Annotated in this window: 20 protein-coding genes; 6 read left to right on the top strand and 14 right to left on the bottom strand. The window is 41.5% G+C overall.

Annotated features, from left to right (window positions below):
- The first annotated feature begins 62 nt into the window (after positions 1-62).
- Positions 63-980 carry a LysR family transcriptional regulator gene (locus tag MKL33_RS12860; RefSeq protein ID WP_270907094.1) on the top strand — a complete coding sequence of 306 codons (918 nt, stop codon included), beginning with the start codon at positions 63-65 and terminating at the stop codon, positions 978-980.
- A gap of 54 nt (positions 981-1034) precedes the next feature.
- On the opposite strand, the gene madM is transcribed toward MKL33_RS12860, so the two are convergent.
- From madM to mdcA, 9 genes are read right to left on the bottom strand one after another with little or no spacing between them, the layout of a single operon-like run.
- Complete coding sequence (madM, locus tag MKL33_RS12855) at positions 1035-1796, bottom strand: malonate transporter subunit MadM (protein WP_270907093.1); 762 nt, start codon at positions 1794-1796, stop codon at positions 1035-1037.
- A 44-nt stretch (positions 1797-1840) separates the two neighbouring features.
- Complete coding sequence (madL, locus tag MKL33_RS12850) at positions 1841-2242, bottom strand: malonate transporter subunit MadL (RefSeq protein WP_002114391.1); 402 nt, start codon at positions 2240-2242, stop codon at positions 1841-1843.
- Between the two features lie 53 nt (positions 2243-2295).
- Positions 2296-3228 carry a malonate decarboxylase subunit epsilon gene (mdcH, locus tag MKL33_RS12845; protein WP_270907092.1) on the bottom strand — a complete coding sequence of 311 codons (933 nt, stop codon included), beginning with the start codon at positions 3226-3228 and terminating at the stop codon, positions 2296-2298.
- 12 nt (positions 3229-3240) lie between these two features.
- Complete coding sequence (locus MKL33_RS12840) at positions 3241-3849, bottom strand: malonate decarboxylase holo-ACP synthase (RefSeq protein ID WP_270907091.1); 609 nt, start codon at positions 3847-3849, stop codon at positions 3241-3243.
- Complete coding sequence (mdcE, locus tag MKL33_RS12835) at positions 3840-4667, bottom strand: biotin-independent malonate decarboxylase subunit gamma (RefSeq protein ID WP_270907090.1); 828 nt, start codon at positions 4665-4667, stop codon at positions 3840-3842. Before mdcE ends, MKL33_RS12840 begins: the two co-directional genes overlap by 10 nt.
- Positions 4664-5515 carry a biotin-independent malonate decarboxylase subunit beta gene (locus MKL33_RS12830; protein WP_262447615.1) on the bottom strand — a complete coding sequence of 284 codons (852 nt, stop codon included), beginning with the start codon at positions 5513-5515 and terminating at the stop codon, positions 4664-4666. The genes mdcE and MKL33_RS12830 overlap by 4 nt, the downstream gene beginning before the upstream one ends.
- Positions 5508-5807 (bottom strand): malonate decarboxylase subunit delta, encoded by a 300-nt coding sequence (locus MKL33_RS12825; RefSeq protein ID WP_032011867.1) that lies wholly within the window; start codon positions 5805-5807, stop codon positions 5508-5510. Before MKL33_RS12825 ends, MKL33_RS12830 begins: the two co-directional genes overlap by 8 nt.
- Positions 5788-6693 (bottom strand): triphosphoribosyl-dephospho-CoA synthase, encoded by a 906-nt coding sequence (locus MKL33_RS12820; protein ID WP_270907089.1) that lies wholly within the window; start codon positions 6691-6693, stop codon positions 5788-5790. The genes MKL33_RS12825 and MKL33_RS12820 overlap by 20 nt, the downstream gene beginning before the upstream one ends.
- A complete protein-coding gene (gene mdcA / locus MKL33_RS12815; RefSeq protein ID WP_270907088.1) occupies positions 6693-8372 on the bottom strand; it encodes a malonate decarboxylase subunit alpha in 1680 nt (559 codons plus the stop codon). The genes MKL33_RS12820 and mdcA overlap by 1 nt, the downstream gene beginning before the upstream one ends.
- 405 nt (positions 8373-8777) lie before the next feature.
- Here mdcA and MKL33_RS12810 point away from each other — a divergent pair, with 405 nt between their 5' ends.
- Complete coding sequence (locus tag MKL33_RS12810) at positions 8778-9965, top strand: MFS transporter (protein ID WP_270907087.1); 1188 nt, start codon at positions 8778-8780, stop codon at positions 9963-9965.
- A gap of 8 nt (positions 9966-9973) precedes the next feature.
- Here the strand turns inward: MKL33_RS12810 and MKL33_RS12805 are convergent, their stop codons facing one another.
- Positions 9974-10567 (bottom strand): GNAT family N-acetyltransferase, encoded by a 594-nt coding sequence (locus tag MKL33_RS12805; RefSeq protein ID WP_270907086.1) that lies wholly within the window; start codon positions 10565-10567, stop codon positions 9974-9976.
- A gap of 42 nt (positions 10568-10609) precedes the next feature.
- On the bottom strand, positions 10610-11245 hold the full coding sequence (locus MKL33_RS12800) for an FMN-binding negative transcriptional regulator (protein WP_262447620.1): 636 nt from the start codon (positions 11243-11245) through the stop codon (positions 10610-10612).
- A gap of 114 nt (positions 11246-11359) precedes the next feature.
- On the opposite strand from MKL33_RS12800, the gene pdxR reads away from it, so the two are divergent.
- On the top strand, positions 11360-12850 hold the full coding sequence (gene pdxR, locus MKL33_RS12795) for a MocR-like pyridoxine biosynthesis transcription factor PdxR (protein WP_270907085.1): 1491 nt from the start codon (positions 11360-11362) through the stop codon (positions 12848-12850).
- Between the two features lie 7 nt (positions 12851-12857).
- Here pdxR and MKL33_RS12790 read toward each other — a convergent pair whose 3' ends face one another.
- Entirely contained in the window at positions 12858-13547 is a 690-nt protein-coding gene (locus tag MKL33_RS12790; RefSeq protein ID WP_002157453.1) for an LrgB family protein, read from the bottom strand.
- Positions 13548-13560: 13 nt separating this feature from the next.
- Positions 13561-13992, bottom strand: a complete 432-nt coding sequence (locus MKL33_RS12785; RefSeq protein WP_270907084.1) for a CidA/LrgA family protein — start codon at positions 13990-13992, stop codon at positions 13561-13563.
- A 110-nt stretch (positions 13993-14102) separates the two neighbouring features.
- Between MKL33_RS12785 and MKL33_RS12780 the strand changes: the two genes are divergently transcribed.
- From MKL33_RS12780 to yghU, 3 genes are all read left to right on the top strand, one after another.
- Entirely contained in the window at positions 14103-15008 is a 906-nt protein-coding gene (locus MKL33_RS12780) for a LysR family transcriptional regulator (protein ID WP_270907083.1), read from the top strand.
- Between the two features lie 120 nt (positions 15009-15128).
- Positions 15129-15755 (top strand): glutathione transferase, encoded by a 627-nt coding sequence (gene yfcF, locus MKL33_RS12775; RefSeq protein ID WP_262447622.1) that lies wholly within the window; start codon positions 15129-15131, stop codon positions 15753-15755.
- A 33-nt stretch (positions 15756-15788) separates the two neighbouring features.
- Positions 15789-16649 carry a glutathione-dependent disulfide-bond oxidoreductase gene (gene yghU / locus MKL33_RS12770; protein ID WP_270907082.1) on the top strand — a complete coding sequence of 287 codons (861 nt, stop codon included), beginning with the start codon at positions 15789-15791 and terminating at the stop codon, positions 16647-16649.
- 37 nt (positions 16650-16686) lie between these two features.
- On the opposite strand, the gene MKL33_RS12765 is transcribed toward yghU, so the two are convergent.
- Complete coding sequence (locus tag MKL33_RS12765; protein ID WP_270907081.1) at positions 16687-17607, bottom strand: LysR family transcriptional regulator; 921 nt, start codon at positions 17605-17607, stop codon at positions 16687-16689.
- Positions 17608-17649 lie beyond the last annotated feature (42 nt).

Genomic DNA, 17649 nt, shown 5'->3' with positions numbered 1-17649 from the left:
TTTTGTGGTAACTTTATAGCTCAAATCTACAGTTTTAAGGGAAACAGGTTCAAAGGCTTAATATGGAAATTGATGAAGAACTCACCCTTAAAAAAATACAGATTTTTTTGGCTTTTATGCGCTGTGGAAATTTGTCTAAAACAGCCACAGAAATGCAGCTGAGTAATGTCAGTGTTCATAAAGCCTTACACTCTTTAGAAAGCGCTTTACGTTGTCCTCTTTTTAAAAATGAAGGCCGTAACCTAATTCCTTTAAAAAGTGCTTATGTATTTGAAGAACGGGCACAAAAAATCGTACAAGACATTTTTATTACCGTAAATAAAACCAGAGAGGCTGCGGGTTTTGCAGCTAAGGTTTTACATTTAGGTTCTCTTTATTCTTTGACGGTAAATACGATTCCAAATGTGATTAGCGGTCTTAAGCTCAGACGTAGTGAGCTTGATATTCAACTATTACTCAGTTCAAATCAGGATTTGGTCAAAAAGCTTAAAGCGACAGAGCTTGATGCGATTATCGTGGCTTTAAATGAAACCACTCAAGATGATGACTTTGAAATTTTGCCGATGTTTTCAGATGACATTTTTTTGGCCGTCAATAAAGATTCAAAATATGCAGATTTTAAAGACATTGATTTAAGCCTTTTAAAAGAAGAAACTTTTTTAACTTTAACTAAAGGTTTTGCCACTCATAACGACAGCGACATCATATTTAAAAGAGCTGGTTTTTCACCAAAAGTTGCTTTACAGGTCAATGATATTTTTACCTTAATTAGTATGGTCAGCTCAGGTGTCGGTTTTGCTCTACTACCCGGCCGTATTTCTGCAGTTTATGAAAGTTCGGTAAAACTTATTCCACTAAAACAGCAATATCATATGCAACAAGAAATTGGACTGGTCTTTTTAAAAAGTAAGGAAAGAGACCCTAACTTACTTGCTCTGATTGCTGAATGTCGAATGTTCGCCACTAATTTTAAAAGATAAATATCGGCAACTTATTAAAGAATAATGAGTTGCCGTTATAGGATTTTCAAAAATTTATCCAAAAATCGCATTAACCGTTAAGAAAAAGACAGAAGGTCCAAGTAAGCACCCTAGTCCTGTATAGAAGGTCGCAACTAAAGCGCCATAAGGGACAAGTCGTACATCTGTGCCTGCCAATCCCGCAGCTGTACCACTGGTTGTTCCTGCCAAACCGCCAAATACCATGGCTGAGCGTGGACTTTTTAGATACATAAATTTCGCAAGAAGTGGCGTACCGACCATAAAGAAAACTGACTTGATTAAACCAATTGCAATAGAAAGTGCGATGACATCAGAACTCGCGCCAATTGCAGTGCCAGTAATTGGACCTACAATATAAGTCATTGCGCCTGCACCGATCGTTGTCATCGAAATTGGATCTCGATACCCCATGACCCATGCAACCATAACCCCAATTGCAAAAGGCACAACACAACCAAGCATTAATGCAATTAGACCAATTTTGCCTGCTTTCTTCACTTCTTTCACATCAACTTCAAATGCAGTTGAAGCAATAGCTAAATCACGAATCATGGCTCCGCCCAACAGCGCAAAACCAGAAAAAATAGCGATGTCAGAAACGCCTTTGCTTCCTTGCGTATAAACCCCTGCGAAGTAAGCAACAACCAAACCTAAAGTAATCGCGATTGCAGAGCTTTGTAATTTTCCCTTCGTCAAATATTTTGAGAGTAGATGGGAAACGAACATCATTAAACCCGTTACGGCAAGAGCAGTAACTAATGCATTTTTTGATAACACAGCAATTATAGCGTCCATCATTTAAATCCTTTTTGATTGAACTTTTTGTAGTTTATGTTTGCTTAGGCTATTTTTTCCTTGGATTCTATCGTCCATTCATAGGTTTCATAGTCGCCACTAATTCTATTTAAATAACGGATGACTAAAACCGTGCCGATTAACGATGCAATAGAGACAATCAGTCCTAACATGCCCCCTGATAAAGCGGCAACCACATTTTGACCTGCTGACATCGCAACTACGATCGGAATATACATACCTGACCAATACAAGACGCCAAATTGTGTGACTTGAGGTAAGTAACCTTTTTTTGCCAATAACTCTTTAGATAAGATTAACAGAATCATCGAAATAGCCACTCCACCGACATTGGCTTTAACGCCTAATACCATGCCTAAGGTGTTGCCAAGATAGTCACCTAATAAATGGCAGATCGCTAATATTGCTGTTCCATAAATAATCATTGTAAATCCCTCATATCCTTGGGTTATTACTCAATTTTTAATTTGTATTGTAATTACAGAGAAGCATTATTTTCGTTTTGCATTGCCAATTGAATGCTGTCTAAACGTGTTCCCTGAAATGACAATACAGTTCCTTCTTTAAACGTTCGACGTGCAAGTGTAGTAAGTACCGTTCCCGGCAAAGCTTCGATCTGTAACCTCACACCTCGCTCCCATGCAGCTTGGATGGTACTTTCCCAATCTACAGTTCGACTCATATTAAAAGCCAAGTCATCACCAATCTGTTCTGGCCTGCTAAGCGTACGAGCCGTTGTACCACTTAAATATCGTATTTTAGGCTGCTTTAAAGTCACTCCCTCCATAGACGCTGCAAGTTGCTTTGCTTGCTGACTTAATAATTCACAGTGCGATGGCACCGATACATCTAATTTTTTTGCCACCACGCCTTGTTGCTTTGCCAAAACAGCAACTTGGTTCATGGCTTCAAAGCCTCCTGAAATAACGATCTGGTTATGTGCATTAATATTTGCGACAAAAACCTCTGGCGTTATTTCATAAATTTGTTTGACCCATGTTTCAACAGCTGCACGGTCTGTACCAATTAGGGCCGTCATGCCATAGCCTGTTGGATAGGCGTTTTGCATGAGTTCACCTCGATAGGCAACCAAACGAACGGCATCCTCAAAGGCTAAAACTCCTGCTACAACCGCAGCCGACCATGCGCCAATTGATAGACCCGCTACATAATCAGGTGTTAAGTTTTCCGCTGTTAATAAAGCTGAACTCACCACACCTGAAATCAGTAAACAAAGCTGTACTGCACGTGTCGACTGCAATGCAGCCGGGCTATCTAGCATCAAGACATCTTCTTTGAGTGCATCCGATGCACGCTCAAGGTATTCTTTGACCAGAGCGGTTTGTGGTAGGTCATGCAACATATTGCTTCGTTGCACACCTTGACCCGGATATACCCAAATTGAAGCCATGATATCTATTCCCTAATTCCATGGGTTTTCTACTAAAACAGCGCCATCAGGACGTTTTAATAGAACTTTTCCGCTATTCCTGGCCCATTCTTTTAAAGCCAAACCACCTTGTGGAAGTTGTAGCTGTATATCCACATTGAGCCCTGCTTGCTGAAAATTTTCGAGTAGCTCAACTGCCTGTTTTTTGGCAAAAGGCTGTTCAGCTCGAATCAACAAATCTATATCACTTTGCTGAGTTACTGTTTTAATGCTCGTTGCCAGCTCAAACCCGAAACTTCCTGTATATCCCCAACATCCTGAAAAGTTTTTCATAATGCTGGAAATGCTTTGTAAACGTTCTGCCAAGTGCTCAAACTGTTGCGTATCTATGCGAGTCAGCGCTTCTGGCTTAAGCTGTCTGCTAATTGCAGATCGTGGCATTTGAGCTGCATAACGTTGATGACGAAATTGCCCTCTTACACCCACAGCTACCTGATCTACAGGAGTAATTGCCCGTCGAACCACAACAGGATCACCTCGTTGCAATACCTCTCTCACCCAATGCGGAGCATCATCGGCTATGCAATCGACCGTCATGCCCCACAACAAATCATGGGCTTCAAGCTTAAGTTTCATGACCATTGCTCACGCAATAATTCACGGACTTTTTTAGACATTTGACGGTTTTGGCCATGAAGTCTTTGTTCAAGTCCTCTCGATTGATCAGCATTAATTTCTTTAAACGCTTGAGCAATTGCCTGTTTCGCTAACAAAAGATCATCGGTTGTTGGTTGTTCAGGGTTTTCAACAAATAACAGTTCAGATAACAAACCAAGCGTTGCATAACTTTCAATGTCATAAGCCATTGGCGGAATGCTTGAGGCCAATTGCTCTAACTCATCAACCGATCGCAAGGTAACGCGTGCAGCAGATTCCTTACCCATCGCATGCACCATAACACCTGAATCTTTTAAGGCAATAATACGATTGGCTTGGTATCCATGCGCCAAGAAAGCACCAGACATCGACTTACCAACCAATAAACTCACAATAGGATGACCTGCCAATCTGGCTCTAGCATAGCTATCTACTGCACCCGCTAAAGCTTGATGAATACCTAATAATTCTTCGCGGCGCCCATAGGCCTGACTTGGAACATCAACCAAACATAAAATAGCGCGTTTAGTTTCCGAATGAATATCATCTTGAATCACGTCATCAACTGCTTTTGCCAAACTCCAGCCTTCCAGTAGCCCAACCTCACCTTGTCTCGCGCGTGGGAACAGATTATTGCTGTCTTGGACAACTGCAATCACACGTACCGCTTGTTGATCAATCTGACCATCAGCCACCCAAACCGAAGCTGGAAAACCTTCAACTGTCTTAAAGCCTTGTGTCAGTGCTTTAAACCAATGTGCACCACGTGTAGATGTTTTTAATGTATCAACGGCGATATTCATGCTTGCTCTCCTTGATACAAAGCTTGAACCTGTGCTGGGGTAATCTGCTCAGCAGTATCGACTTGTTGTAGCTTCGCTAAATAGAATGAGTAATTTGAACTACGATGCTGCTGAGGCACGCCTTGAGTTAAATAATCGATGACTTGCTGACGAATTTTCTGGCGATCATCGTCTACATAAGCATCTACCAAACCACTAGCGAAGCGCTGATTACCACCAGTAATACTCCATATAAATGGACGATCTTTGGCGTTATATTCTTGTACACCAGCTTCTTGTTCAATCACTTGCGGGCCATTTAAGCCTAAACGTCCTTCTTGTGTCATTACAATATAGCTACATAGGCCAGCCGCAATTGACATACCGCCGAAGCACCCTACACTGCCTGCGACTACTGCGATCACGGGTTGATACTGACGTAAGTTCACAATTGCAGCCTGAATTTCAGCGATTGCAGCCAAACCCAGATTTGCTTCTTGTAAGCGAACGCCTCCCGTCTCTAATAGTAAAATTGCCGCTGTTGGAATGCCTTTCAGATTGTCTTCAACCGCAAGTTCTAAGGCTCCTGCAATTTTGGCACCACCTACCTCACCTAAACTTCCACCTTGAAATAAGCCTTCAATAGAAATTAAAACTACTGGCTGTTCTTGAATAGTTCCCTTTGCAATCACTACACCATCATCGGCTTGCGGCACAATATTTTGCTGAACCAACCAAGGTGACATAACACGGGCAAATGGGTCCAATAACTCTCGAAAAGTCCCTTCATCTAATAATGCTTTAGCACGCTCTCTCGCACTCAGCTCAATAAAATCTTGTTTATTTAACAAGCTCTCGATATCAGTCATGAGCAATCTCCTCCAATGCTTGTTCCAGACGTAAGCGAACGACACCGGGAGTTGCACCAAAATCATGAATATCAATATTGACCGCTGGCGGTATTTGCGCAGTAAAAATCCGTTCAAAAAGATTGTGCCAACGCGCCGCACTGCCGTCTACCGAAGTCACCACTTGAATAGAAGCTTTGCCTGTTTCACCAGGTTCCATCAAAATTTCTAAATCGCCCGAGCCAACGCATCCTACTAATGCTTTTTTTACAGGTGGCTTTGTCGCCACAAATTCAAAATGAAGTGTTTCCATAATCAAAATCCCTCTTTATTTTTAAAGATGACTGCTGAGCACGATCTATAAATAGTGTTGCTGCTAATAAGTCTGCAGCACCACCTGCAGAAGCTTTCATCCGAAGTAGATCAATCTCTAAAAGATGCAAAGCTCGGCGACCTTCTAAGCTTGAGCTGCCGCCCAAATCAAGTACTTGCTGAGCACCTTGTTGCATACGCTTTAAACCCGATGTTCCCGAGCGATAAAGCACACATGTATCGTTCAGATCGGTCATCATGGCAAGTAAGGCATCTAAGCGTGCGAACTCTTCTTTCATAGGTTTCCTACGACTTTGATAAAGTTGCTTTAACCCAAAATTTACGATGGTTGGAAAACCTTGTTGAGCCTGTTCTTTGGCACCTAAGATGCCTAATTTCTTTTGAACTTGCTGACCATGACTCAAGGCCTGCTCTGGAATAAAACGATCTTCAAGCTGAGCAATCTGGCCTGCTAACTGGCATAGCTCAACAGCCGATAAATATTGCTGATTACTGCGCGCCAATGCTGCTGCCGTAACCATTAAACCCAAGGCCCAAATTGCGCCGCGGTGTGTGTTGACACCATTTGTCGCCAACATCATGGTCTTTTCACCTTGGCGACCAATTTCGCCAATGTCTTCACGCAAGGCTAAACAGACTTTTCCGTGATGCTTTGCAGCTTGCGCCATCGCTTCAAACATGGGTCTTAAACTTTTCGCAGAGCGCTCCATTAACTCCAAAGTCAGGTCATCATGTGCACCACTGCCACGGCGATCAACCAAGGCTGGTTTAGGTGTCAGATTAACCTCATCAATCAAAGCCTCGACCGCTAAACTTGCCAAAATCTGACTATCGCTGAGCGTTTGATATTTAATTTGTGCCATCATTACCAACTCCTAAATTTCGCAGGTGGTTGATATAAGCCATCTGACCATGTCACCAAGTCGGCAATATTTTTAGCCGCTAAAAGTTCACGTGTGGCATCGGTACGGCGAATACCTAGATCTTCAGGAAATACCACCAAACCTTCACGTCTTAAACGTGCTGTTGTTTTCGGGTCTTGGCTTAAACCAATGCTAGTCACACCTGCCACCGCAGCAATCATGGCTTGACGCTCTTCTTGACTGCTTGCTTTATATAGATAAGCAATGCCTTCTTCGGTGAGTAAATGGGTAACATCATCGCCATAAATCATGATCGGTGCTAAAGGCAAACCAGCCGTTTTAGCCACATCAATCGCATCAAGGCGATCTACAAAAGTTGGCTTACCACCCTCTTGGAAGGTTTCCACCATTTGAACAACTAACTTTTTACCACGTGCCAAATAAGTTTCGGTTTCACTGGCACCCTGCAAACGCATATCTAACCATGCTGGCGTATCATGACGACGGCCACGCGGGTCATGCCCCATGTTTGGTGCACCACCGAAACCAGCTAAACGACCTTTAGTAACAGTCGAAGAATGGCCCATGCCATCAACTTGCAAAGTTGCGCCAATAAACAAGTCAACGGCGTACTGACCTGCGAGCTGACACATCATGCGGTTGGAACGTAAAGCGCCATCACGACCTGTAAAGAAAACGTCGGGACGAGCAGCAACATATTTTTCCATACCGAGTTCGGTACCAAAGCAATGCACGCTTTCAACCCAACCTGTTTCAATCGCTGGAATTAAGGTTGGATGCGGATTTAGTGTCCAATTTCGGCAAATTTTTCCTTTTAAACCTAAGGATTCACCATAGGTCGGTAAAATCAGTTCAATTGCCGCAGTGTTAAAACCAATACCATGGTTTAACGATTGCACATTATGCTTTTCATAAATTCCGCGAATTGCCATCATCGCCATGAGTACATGCACAGGTTTGATGTGTTTCGGGTCTCGAGTAAATAATGGTTCGATATAAAATGGCTGATCTGCGACCACCACATAATCAACCCAAGAAGCAGGAATATCGACACGCGGTAACTCTGAGACGTCATCGACCAATTCATTGACCTGAACAATCACAATACCGTCACTAAAAGCCGCAGGTTCAATAAGTGCTGGAGAATCTTCGGTACTTGGACCTGTATAGATATTGCCTTGGCGGTCTGCCATAAAACCCGCCGAGAGCACCACATTTGGAATGAGGTCAACCACCAAACGTGAATATAGTTCGATATAGGTATGAATGGCACCAATCTCTAGCAGTCCATCTTCAATTAACTGGCTAATACGTAAACTTTGTGGGCCAGCAAAAGAAAAATCGAGTTTACGTGCAATGCCTTTTTCAAACAGATCAAGATGTTCTGAACGCCCAACGCTTGGCATAATCATATGTAAATCATGCAAAACATCTGGATTGGTTTGTGCTAAAGAACGCGAAAGGAAATCTGCCTGCTTTTGGTTATTCCCTTCGAGTACAACTCTGTCACCCGGTGTAATTAAGGTTTCTAAAACTTTAATAATGTCTTGAGTTGGAATCACCACACCATCGGTATATTGGTTTGCCATCTCTAGTTTTAGTTGTTTGGCATGACGCCGCTTTGTCCATAATCGTTCTTTATTCTGAACTGAGCCTTCCATGTGTTTACCTATAGATCGCAGTTTTGTTCTGAATCTATAAAAACTCTTTATGGACTTTCGATCAATCAACCTAGATGAGCTGTTATTAACCTCAGGTTAATGATTAATTTTAAGGTGGATGAAAAAGAATTTGAGAGAATAGACACATTAAATGTCTTAAATAAATAGACTTATTTAGAAAACTGGTACTGCAACTGTTTTGTATCAAATTATCAGATGATAGAATATTAAGCCTGATCATTCAGCTACAAATATTTGATAAGAAATAGTTTATGCCAAAGAAATATTGTTATATCTATCGCCAAGAACATCTCAACATTTTCCAGCTGAGCTGTTGATACTTTCTTCCTATATAAAAACTCAGCACCCAAACTCATCAATTAACACATATAATTAAAGGCTCTCATGCTTCAAAATACGATGCATCACCAAGTTCTTATTTTGGCGAGTTCTCAGTCACTTTACCAAACCGTATCGATCATGGTCATGACTATTGGTGGTTTGGCTGGCGCTAATATTGCAAACACCCCAACACTTGCAACGCTGCCTATCGCCTCTATGTTTTTAGGTACGGCCTTGATGATGTTCCCTGCTTCAATATTAATGGCACATATTGGACGGCGTAACGGTTTTCTATTCGGCGCTTTTTTAGGTGTACTTGGTGGCATTATTGCCGCAATTGGTATCTTTTATAGTTCACTTATACTTTTAGCCTTAGGCACGTTATGTGTTGGCGCATATCAATCCTTTGCCCAGTTTTATCGTTTTGCTGCCTGTGAAGTAGCAGATGATGCATTCCGTTCACGTGCCATTTCTTGGGTTATGGCAGGTGGAATTGTTGCAGCACTGATTGGCCCGACTTTAGCCCGTTTTGGTGGACCCTTATTCCAGCATTTAGAATATATCGGTTCATTTTTAATTATTAGTATAATCTCACTTGTGGCAATGGGCATTTTATCTAGCCTACATATTGCCAATACAGTTGAGCAAAAATCTGACTTTACTGCTGGTCGTCCATGGCAACAAATTGTCTTTCAACCGACCTATTTAGTTGCTTTGTTTGGTGCAGTAACAGGTTACGGCATCATGATTTTAGGTATGACTGCCACACCAATTGCTATGCGACATTCACACCATGAACTTGGGTCAATTACGACAGTCATTCAACTACATGTACTGGGTATGTTTTTACCCTCATTTTTTACTGGAAATTTAATTACTCGCTTTGGTGTGCTTAAAATCATGTTTGCAGGTCTTTTATTATTTGCCTGCTATATCGGATTTGCTCTCTCAGGTATTCAGTTCACATCTTTTGCAATTTCTTTAATTTTATTGGGTGTGGGATGGAACTTTTTATTTATTGGCAGTACTTCTTTACTCACAGGAACTTATTCTGTGGCTGAAAAAGCCAAAGCCCAAGCCATTAACGATATGATGGTTTTTGTTGTCGGCTTAATTTGTTCTTTTAGCGCAGGTGCTTTACTGGATTTATTTGGCTGGAAAGCAATGAATATGGCTTTAATACCATGGCTGGTGATTGCCGCAGCTTCTCTCTTCTGGCTAAGCCAAAAAAGAGAAAAACAGCTTGCTTAAAATTCTTTTTAGCGCGGTTTATTCAACATCCATTCCAGATTTTGGCGAACCGCAGGCCACTCATGTTTTAAAATACTGTAAACATGAGTGTCCCGCAAAATATCATCTTTCACAATTTGATGGCTTCTTAGCACACCGTCTAGCTTTGCACCCAAGCGTACAATCGCGGCTTGACTTTGAACATTTAAAGAAGATGTGCGTAACTCGACTGCAATGCAATTTAAAGTCTCAAATGCATGAGCCAACAATAGCTTTTTACATTCAGTATTTACAGGCGTACGCTGTGCAGATTTGCGGTACCACGTCGAACCAATTTCTACACGGCGATGGGCTTCTTCAATATGCATTAAGGTTGTCATGCCCAACGCCCGCCCCGTTTTTCGGTCTTCAATATAAAATGGCAGCATAGAACCAGATTTTTGCAAACCGAGACGTCTTTCAATTTCCGCAGTCATCTGTTCAGGTCTTGGCACACGGGTATACCAAAGATTATAAAGTTCCCCATCGCAAACGGCCTCTTTGAGTGCTTCAGCTTGAGTTACATCTAGCGGCTTTAAAATAACGTGTTCACCCAATAACTCAACAGGTATAGTCAAAGACATCTTTATCTCCTCAATTGATATTAAGCTTTTATATTTTCAAAATTATTTATTTAACTCAGTCACACTGTACATGGCATTCGCTATAGTTTGATGACCAGATTTTGATAGACCATCTGCCGCGCCTAAAATGTCTCGGCGTTCTTTGTTTTGCCCAAGTTTTGATTTTCCTTGCAGCTTGGTAATTTCAATCTCAATACCTACAATGGCTTTTAACATCGGTTCAAGGTAATCCTTTGGTGCATCGGACATTTTCCATGGTTCAGGTTGAGATGCTTCATGATTACGGGTTAAACGAGCCACAACACCACGGACGTAACGTTCATCATCTCGAATCGTCACTTTGCCATAAGCATGCACAACCCTATAGTTCCATGTCGGTACTTGTCTGTGCTGTTCATGTTTGGATGGGTACCAGTTTGGTGAAATATAAGCATCGCCCGCTTGAAACACGACCAACACCTCATCTCCATTTTTAATGTCTTGCCAGACTGGATTAACTCTAGACACATGCGCACGTAGTACACCCAATTCCCCTTCGCTTGCCTGTAATTCGAATGGCAGATGATTTGCATCTAAGCCATTACTTCCATGCGTAAAAAGCACACCAAACGGATATTCGGTAATAAGAGAATGCAATACATCCAAACGGTTTTCTGCAAAATCATCAGGGATATACATGGCTAAAACCTCACTGTAAATATCAGGGTTATTTATATTTTGTGTTGTAAATTTTCTGGTTTGTGTGGTTTATTAAAAAGAACCACTTTGTATTTTTTTAAGTAGACCAGAATTATGGCAAGAATGGCAAAATTTGTTGAACTTCCGTCTATTGCAAAGATTGATAAAAGCCAAGGAAAGATAAGTGCTCAACTAACCCAAGCTTTGCGTGAAGCTGTACAAAGTGGTGATTTACAGCCTGGCGATCCGTTGCCTTCTTCACGAGAACTGGCTCAAACACTTGGAGTCGCTCGCGGAACGATTATCGAAGCTTACGATCAGCTTTTAGCTGAAGGTGTGTTTGACTCTCAAGCACGAACGGGCACCTATGTGTCTCATGCTTTAGCTAAAAAAACTACACCGCAACATTCTCAAAAAGAGACCACACCTAACTCAATCCCTTTGACGAAGACGGCACTCTCCTATGCTCAAGTGCTTAAAGAGTTTAAACCGCTTCCTCATGCCCCTTTTGCAGTGTCTGTTCCCATTGCCCGCACCCAACCGAGCGACATCTGGCGTAAGTTTGGTAATAAATTTAGATCACGAGGTGCAGGTGCTCCTTCGGGTTATGGAGAGCCTCAAGGCGTACTATCACTCAGAGTTGCTATAGCAGACTATGTACGAAGGTCACGTTCTGTCCACTGCGAACCTGAACAAATCGTGATTACACCCGGCATTCAGCAATCACTTTACATTTGCAGTCAGATTTTATTTGAAGCAAAAAATGAAGTTTGGATTGAGGATCCGGCTTATCGAGGTACAACAGCCATTTTTGAACATGCTGTACAAAACATTCGGATGGTGCGTGTTCCTGTCGATGAAGAAGGAATTCAGGTTGAAACCGGAATTAAGCTTTCTAAACATGCGCGCGCTGCTTTTGTGACACCATCTCACCAATATCCACTTGGCATGCCGATGAGTCTAGCAAGACGTACGGCTTTATTGGCTTGGGCAAAACAGCAAAATGCATGGATCATTGAAGATGACTATGACAGTGAGCTCCGTTATAACGGTCAGCCCTTCCCATCGTTACAAGGCATGGCACCCGACCAAGTGATTTATCTGGGTACTTTCAGCAAAGTACTATTTCCGTCCCTTAGACTTGGCTATGCAGTATTGCCTAAAGAATTGGTGGCACCTTTTTGTGGGTTAAGAGTATTAATTGATCGACACCCACCTGCTGCCGACCAGCACGTTTTGGCTGCTTTTATTCAAGAGGGTTATTTAGAACGACATATTCGACGTACTCGAAATGTCTATGCAGAAGTTCGAGAATACATTATTGGCTTGATTGAAAAATACATATCTCAAGAACTAGCTTGGTTACAGCCGGGCGATCAAGGCATGCATATGGTGTTATGGCTGGCTCACCATATTAATGATATTGACGTTGCAAGCTCGGCAGTCGATGCAGGCATTGCCATTAAAGCAATTTCACCGACATTTTCAAAAGAACAACAACGTCCGGGGTTAATTGTTGGCTTAGGCGATTTTGAACCTGAACTGATGAGACAAGCCATCAAAAAACTATCAAAGATTATTCAACAACATGACAAGCCAACTTAAACCAAGTTTACAGTAGCAACCATAGATGAATGGCAAATGGCCCAATCAGCACCATTAAAATACCTGCAATGACCATGGTCAAACTGGCAATTACACCTTCTTCACTATTGCGCTGCTGTGCTCTAACTGTACCAAAACCGTGGGCTGCATTTCCGAAAGCTGCCCCATTTGCTACATTAGAACGGATTTTAGTGATCGCTAAAATTGCATCGCCACAAATCATACCAACCAAACCAGTAATAACGGTAAATAGTGAAACCAATGCTGCCGAACCGTGAATATCTTCAGCTAAAATCATGGCAAATGGAGTTGAAATAGAACGTGCCATTAAACTGTTGGTCACTTCCGGGCTAAAGTGGAACCACTGCGCCATTTCATAGGCAGACATCACACCTACACTCATGCCCACAATAATCGCAATCGAAAGGACCCCAAGGTTTTTACGAATTGTTTCCCGATAGCGATAAATCGGTACAGCAAACGCAACCGTTGCTGGTCCTAATAAATTAACAATCCACTGCGTATCTTCAGCATAAGTTTGATATGAAATTCCAAAAATCGTCATCAAAATGATGGTGAGTACAGGCACACTAATCGCAGGCGACAACCAAAGTTTTGGATTTTTCTGATAGATTCGCTTTGCCACAACATAGGCTGCCAAAGTCCAGATCAGACAAAGAATTGACCAAATATTCATGTCGTTTTGCTCTTTAGATATGCTTATGTTGAAGACGTTTTCGAGCCTGTAAATAAGCTTTCAAACGATTGTAATAGTGAATCGTCAGACATGTACTGAGCATGACCGAAATGGTCCCAACCGCAATGCTCAAGACGATTTGCCAGCCTTCGGTCATAAACAAAGTTTTATACTGAACTACGGCAACTACAACGGGCACAAAAAACAGTAACAGCTCACCTAAAACAACGGTTGCTCCTATTGCCACCTGATCTATTTTGATAATTTTAAAGAACAGGCATAGAAGCAATAAAAACATACCTAAAATGCCTGCCGAGACAGGTACGCCAAGTTTTTGATGTAAGAGATATCCGACCCACCAAAAACCAGCCAAAATCAAAATTTGTTTAACTAACACGAATAGTGAAGGTTGTGTGGGTGTTCTAGAAGCAGATTCAGTACTCATTTTGCGAAATTAGATGGTTAACTACACTATTATGCTAGCTTGGTTAAACCTGCTAAATATGAATTATTCATGTTAATATTATTCCAAAATGGAATAATCTATTCTTTATTATGCTTTCTCTAAAATCATTACAGTGCTTTGTTACTCTGGTTAAAACTAAAAGTTTTACCCGTACTGCTGAAGAGTTGTATCTGACTCAACCGACTATTAGTAAAATATTACAACAACTCGAAGAGCAGCTTCAGGTACAGCTTTTGGTTAAACCCGATCATGGACGAAAAAGACAAATTGAATTAACCGAAATTGGAGAGCGCATATATCAACATGCGGTCGAGCTTCTTCAGGCAGAACAGAACATTTTTCTTGAAATTGAAAACTACCAACAATTAAAAACTGGGACTTTAAAACTTGGCGTTCCACCTTTAGGTTCGCAGCTTCTGACGACTGCCCTGTTTGATTATCATCAGCAATTGCCAGATATTGAATTGGCTTTCATGGAAGTGGGTTCACGTGGTATTGAACAAGCATTGCTGAATAACGAGCTAGATGTGGGCGTTTTATTGCAGCCTTTTGATGAGCAAACTTTTAATAGCATCGAGTTATGTAACTACCCTTTAATGGTCCTTTTACGTCGGGATGCAACTTGGGCAAGCCGTAAAAAAATAAATCTAGAAGAATTACAACACCAATCGTTTTTGATGTTTCCTGAAAATTTCTCTTTAAACAGTATTATTCTCGATGCCTGTAAGCAGCATGGTTTTTACCCAACTATTGCTTGCCGGACCAGCCAATGGCACCTCTTGGCAGATATGGTATTACAACGAATGGGGATTGCACTTCTCCCACAGTATTATACTGACATGCTTGACCCGACTTTATTTGCAGCAGTGCCACTTGAGAAACCAAATATTCAGTGGCACTTAGTGATGGCTTGGAAAAAGAATCTTCCTGTCTCACCAGCTGTACAGGCGTGGCTTAGTATTGTTCGTCAACATTTTCAGCACATTAAGCTCTAACGTTGAACACTGAAATGGCTTAATTCAAAAACCGATAAAGCTTTTCCACAAAAAAGCTACCCAATCTTGGATCAGCTCACTTAGACTAGAGCCGATTGTTTTATGACATGGACAATAACAATGAATAATGAATATTTTAAGCTGTACACAGATTCACAATTTCTAAGTCCCTACGCGTTTACTGTTTTTGTAGGACTACATGAAAAACAAATTCCATTTGAAATAGCGACCATCAACTTAGGCCAGCAAGGCCAGTTTGAAAAATCTTATGTAGAAAAGTCATTAACTGCCAAAGTGCCTGTACTCGAGCATAACGATTTTGCCTTATCAGAATCCTCCGCCATTTTGGAATATCTTGAAGAGCTTTATCCAGACACAGCTATTTATCCAAAAGATATTCAAGCACGCGCAAGAGCAAGACAAATTCAGGCATGGCTCCGATCAGACTTAGTTGCATTAAGAACTGAACGTCCAACCGATGTCATTTTTATTCAGCCCACCTCTACTCCACTTTCAGAAGAAGGCAAAAAAGCAGCGGAAAAACTTTTCTTTGTTGCAGAAAAACTTCTTGCGTCTGATGCCGAATTTCTTTTTGGTTCATGGAGCATTGTGGATGCTGAACTTGCCCTAATGTTGCAACGCCTTATTCAAAATGGTGATGCTGTACCAGAGCGCCTAAAAAACTATGCATTACAGCAATGGCAAAGACCGACTGTACAAAAATGGCTTGCCTTACGACATAAATAAATCCTTATATTTACACCCAACACGAGATAAAAAATGAGTGATTCAAACTATATTCCTCCACAAGTTTGGCAATGGACTGGAGAAAAAACCGATTTAAACCAACCTACCTCAGGTGCTCGTTATGAACATACACTTCCAGTTGGGAAACATCCGCTCCAGCTCTACTCTTTAGCAACGCCTAATGGTCAAAAAGTCACTATTTTGTTAGAAGAGCTTTTAGCATTAGGACATCAAGATGCTGAATATGATGCATGGCTGATTAAAATCGGAGAAGGACAGCAATTTGGTAGTGGCTTTGTAGAAATTAATCCAAACTCTAAAATTCCAGCGTTAGTTGACCATAGCCAAAACCCACCCTTAAGAGTGTTTGAATCTGGCTCAATTTTGCTTTATTTGGCTGAAAAGTTTAAAGCTTTCATTCCAACTGATATTGCTGCACGTACTGAATGTCTCAATTGGTTATTCTGGCAAATGGGCAGCGCGCCTTACCTAGGTGGTGGTTTTGGGCATTTTTATGCTTATGCACCTGTTAAAGTTGAATATGCAATTAACCGCTTTGCCTTGGAAACGAAACGTTTACTTGATGTGTTAGATCAGCATCTAGCAAAGCATGAATATTTAGCTGGTTCTGAATATAGCATCGCTGATATTGCAGCATTCCCTTGGTATGGCGGTCTTGTTAAAAACTGGGTGTATAACGGCGCGGAGTTTTTAGGTGTCGATCAATATAAAAATGTTCAGCGCTGGGCAGATGCGATTTTAGCGCGCCCTGCGGTACAACGTGGCCGTATGGTCAACCGTACCTTTGGTGATTTAGCCACACAGTTGCATGAACGTCATAATGCGAGCGATTTTGAGACCCAAACTCAAGATAAATTACAGAATCAGTCTTAAAAATATCATTCAGTTTTTGACTTACCCGCAAGATATTTCATTTTTGCGGGTATTCAAAGTTGGCAAAATAACTCGTATATAACTCACTCAGCCAAGCGACAAAAACGCGTACGCGTGGCGAGAGCTGCCGATGCTGCGGATATAAAGCAGAAACTGACATCTTCGGGATTTGCCATTCAGATAAAACCTCAACCAACTGCCCGTCTTTTAACTCATTCGCTACATGATAGCGCGGTACTTGAATTAAGCCTGCCCCACGTAAAGCAGATAATACATAGTTTTCAGCGTCATTTACCGCGATCCAGCTTTTTAAAAAATAATCTTGTTTTTTGCCATTCACCATCAATTCAAATGGATAATTTCGCCCGCCTGATGTCGAAAAGAAATTAACACAATAATGTACTAACAAATCTTCTGGTTGCTGAGGTGTTCCATGTTTATTTAAATAGTCAGGATTTGCACAAATGACTTGTGGCATATCGACCAAATGTCTAGCAATTAAAGTGGAATCATCCAAACGTCCCGCTCTCACCACACAGTCTATCCCTTCCCTAATCAGATCAACCAAGCGATCACCCGTACTGATTACAAGTTCAATGTCGGGATACAGTTGATGAAATTGATCGATATTGGGTAAAACAATTTTAGTCGCATGTGCGCCTGATAAATCGACACGTAATAAACCACGGGGCTGAGCAATTACATTGCGTAAAGACGATTCGGCATCATCGAGTTCCGATAATATTTGTGTACAACGCTCATAAAATGCCTGCCCATCTAGTGATGGTCTTACATGCCGAGTCGTCCGCTCTAGCAAACGGCACTGTAAATTATTTTCTAACTCCTTAATGGCATTACTTGCTGTAGCGCGTGGGATATTCAGCTGATCGGCTGCCTGACTAAAACTACCCAGCTCTACGATGCGGGTAAAAAGTTGCAAGGTATCAAATTTATCCATGGCGCTCGCTTTTAACCCTGTCTATTATTAATAAATATGGAA

It is taken from the genome of Acinetobacter sp. AOR43_HL (assembly GCF_027854635.1).
In the GTDB taxonomy this organism is placed as follows: domain Bacteria; phylum Pseudomonadota; class Gammaproteobacteria; order Pseudomonadales; family Moraxellaceae; genus Acinetobacter; species Acinetobacter pittii.
This window is presented reverse-complemented; position numbering and strand designations above follow the sequence as displayed.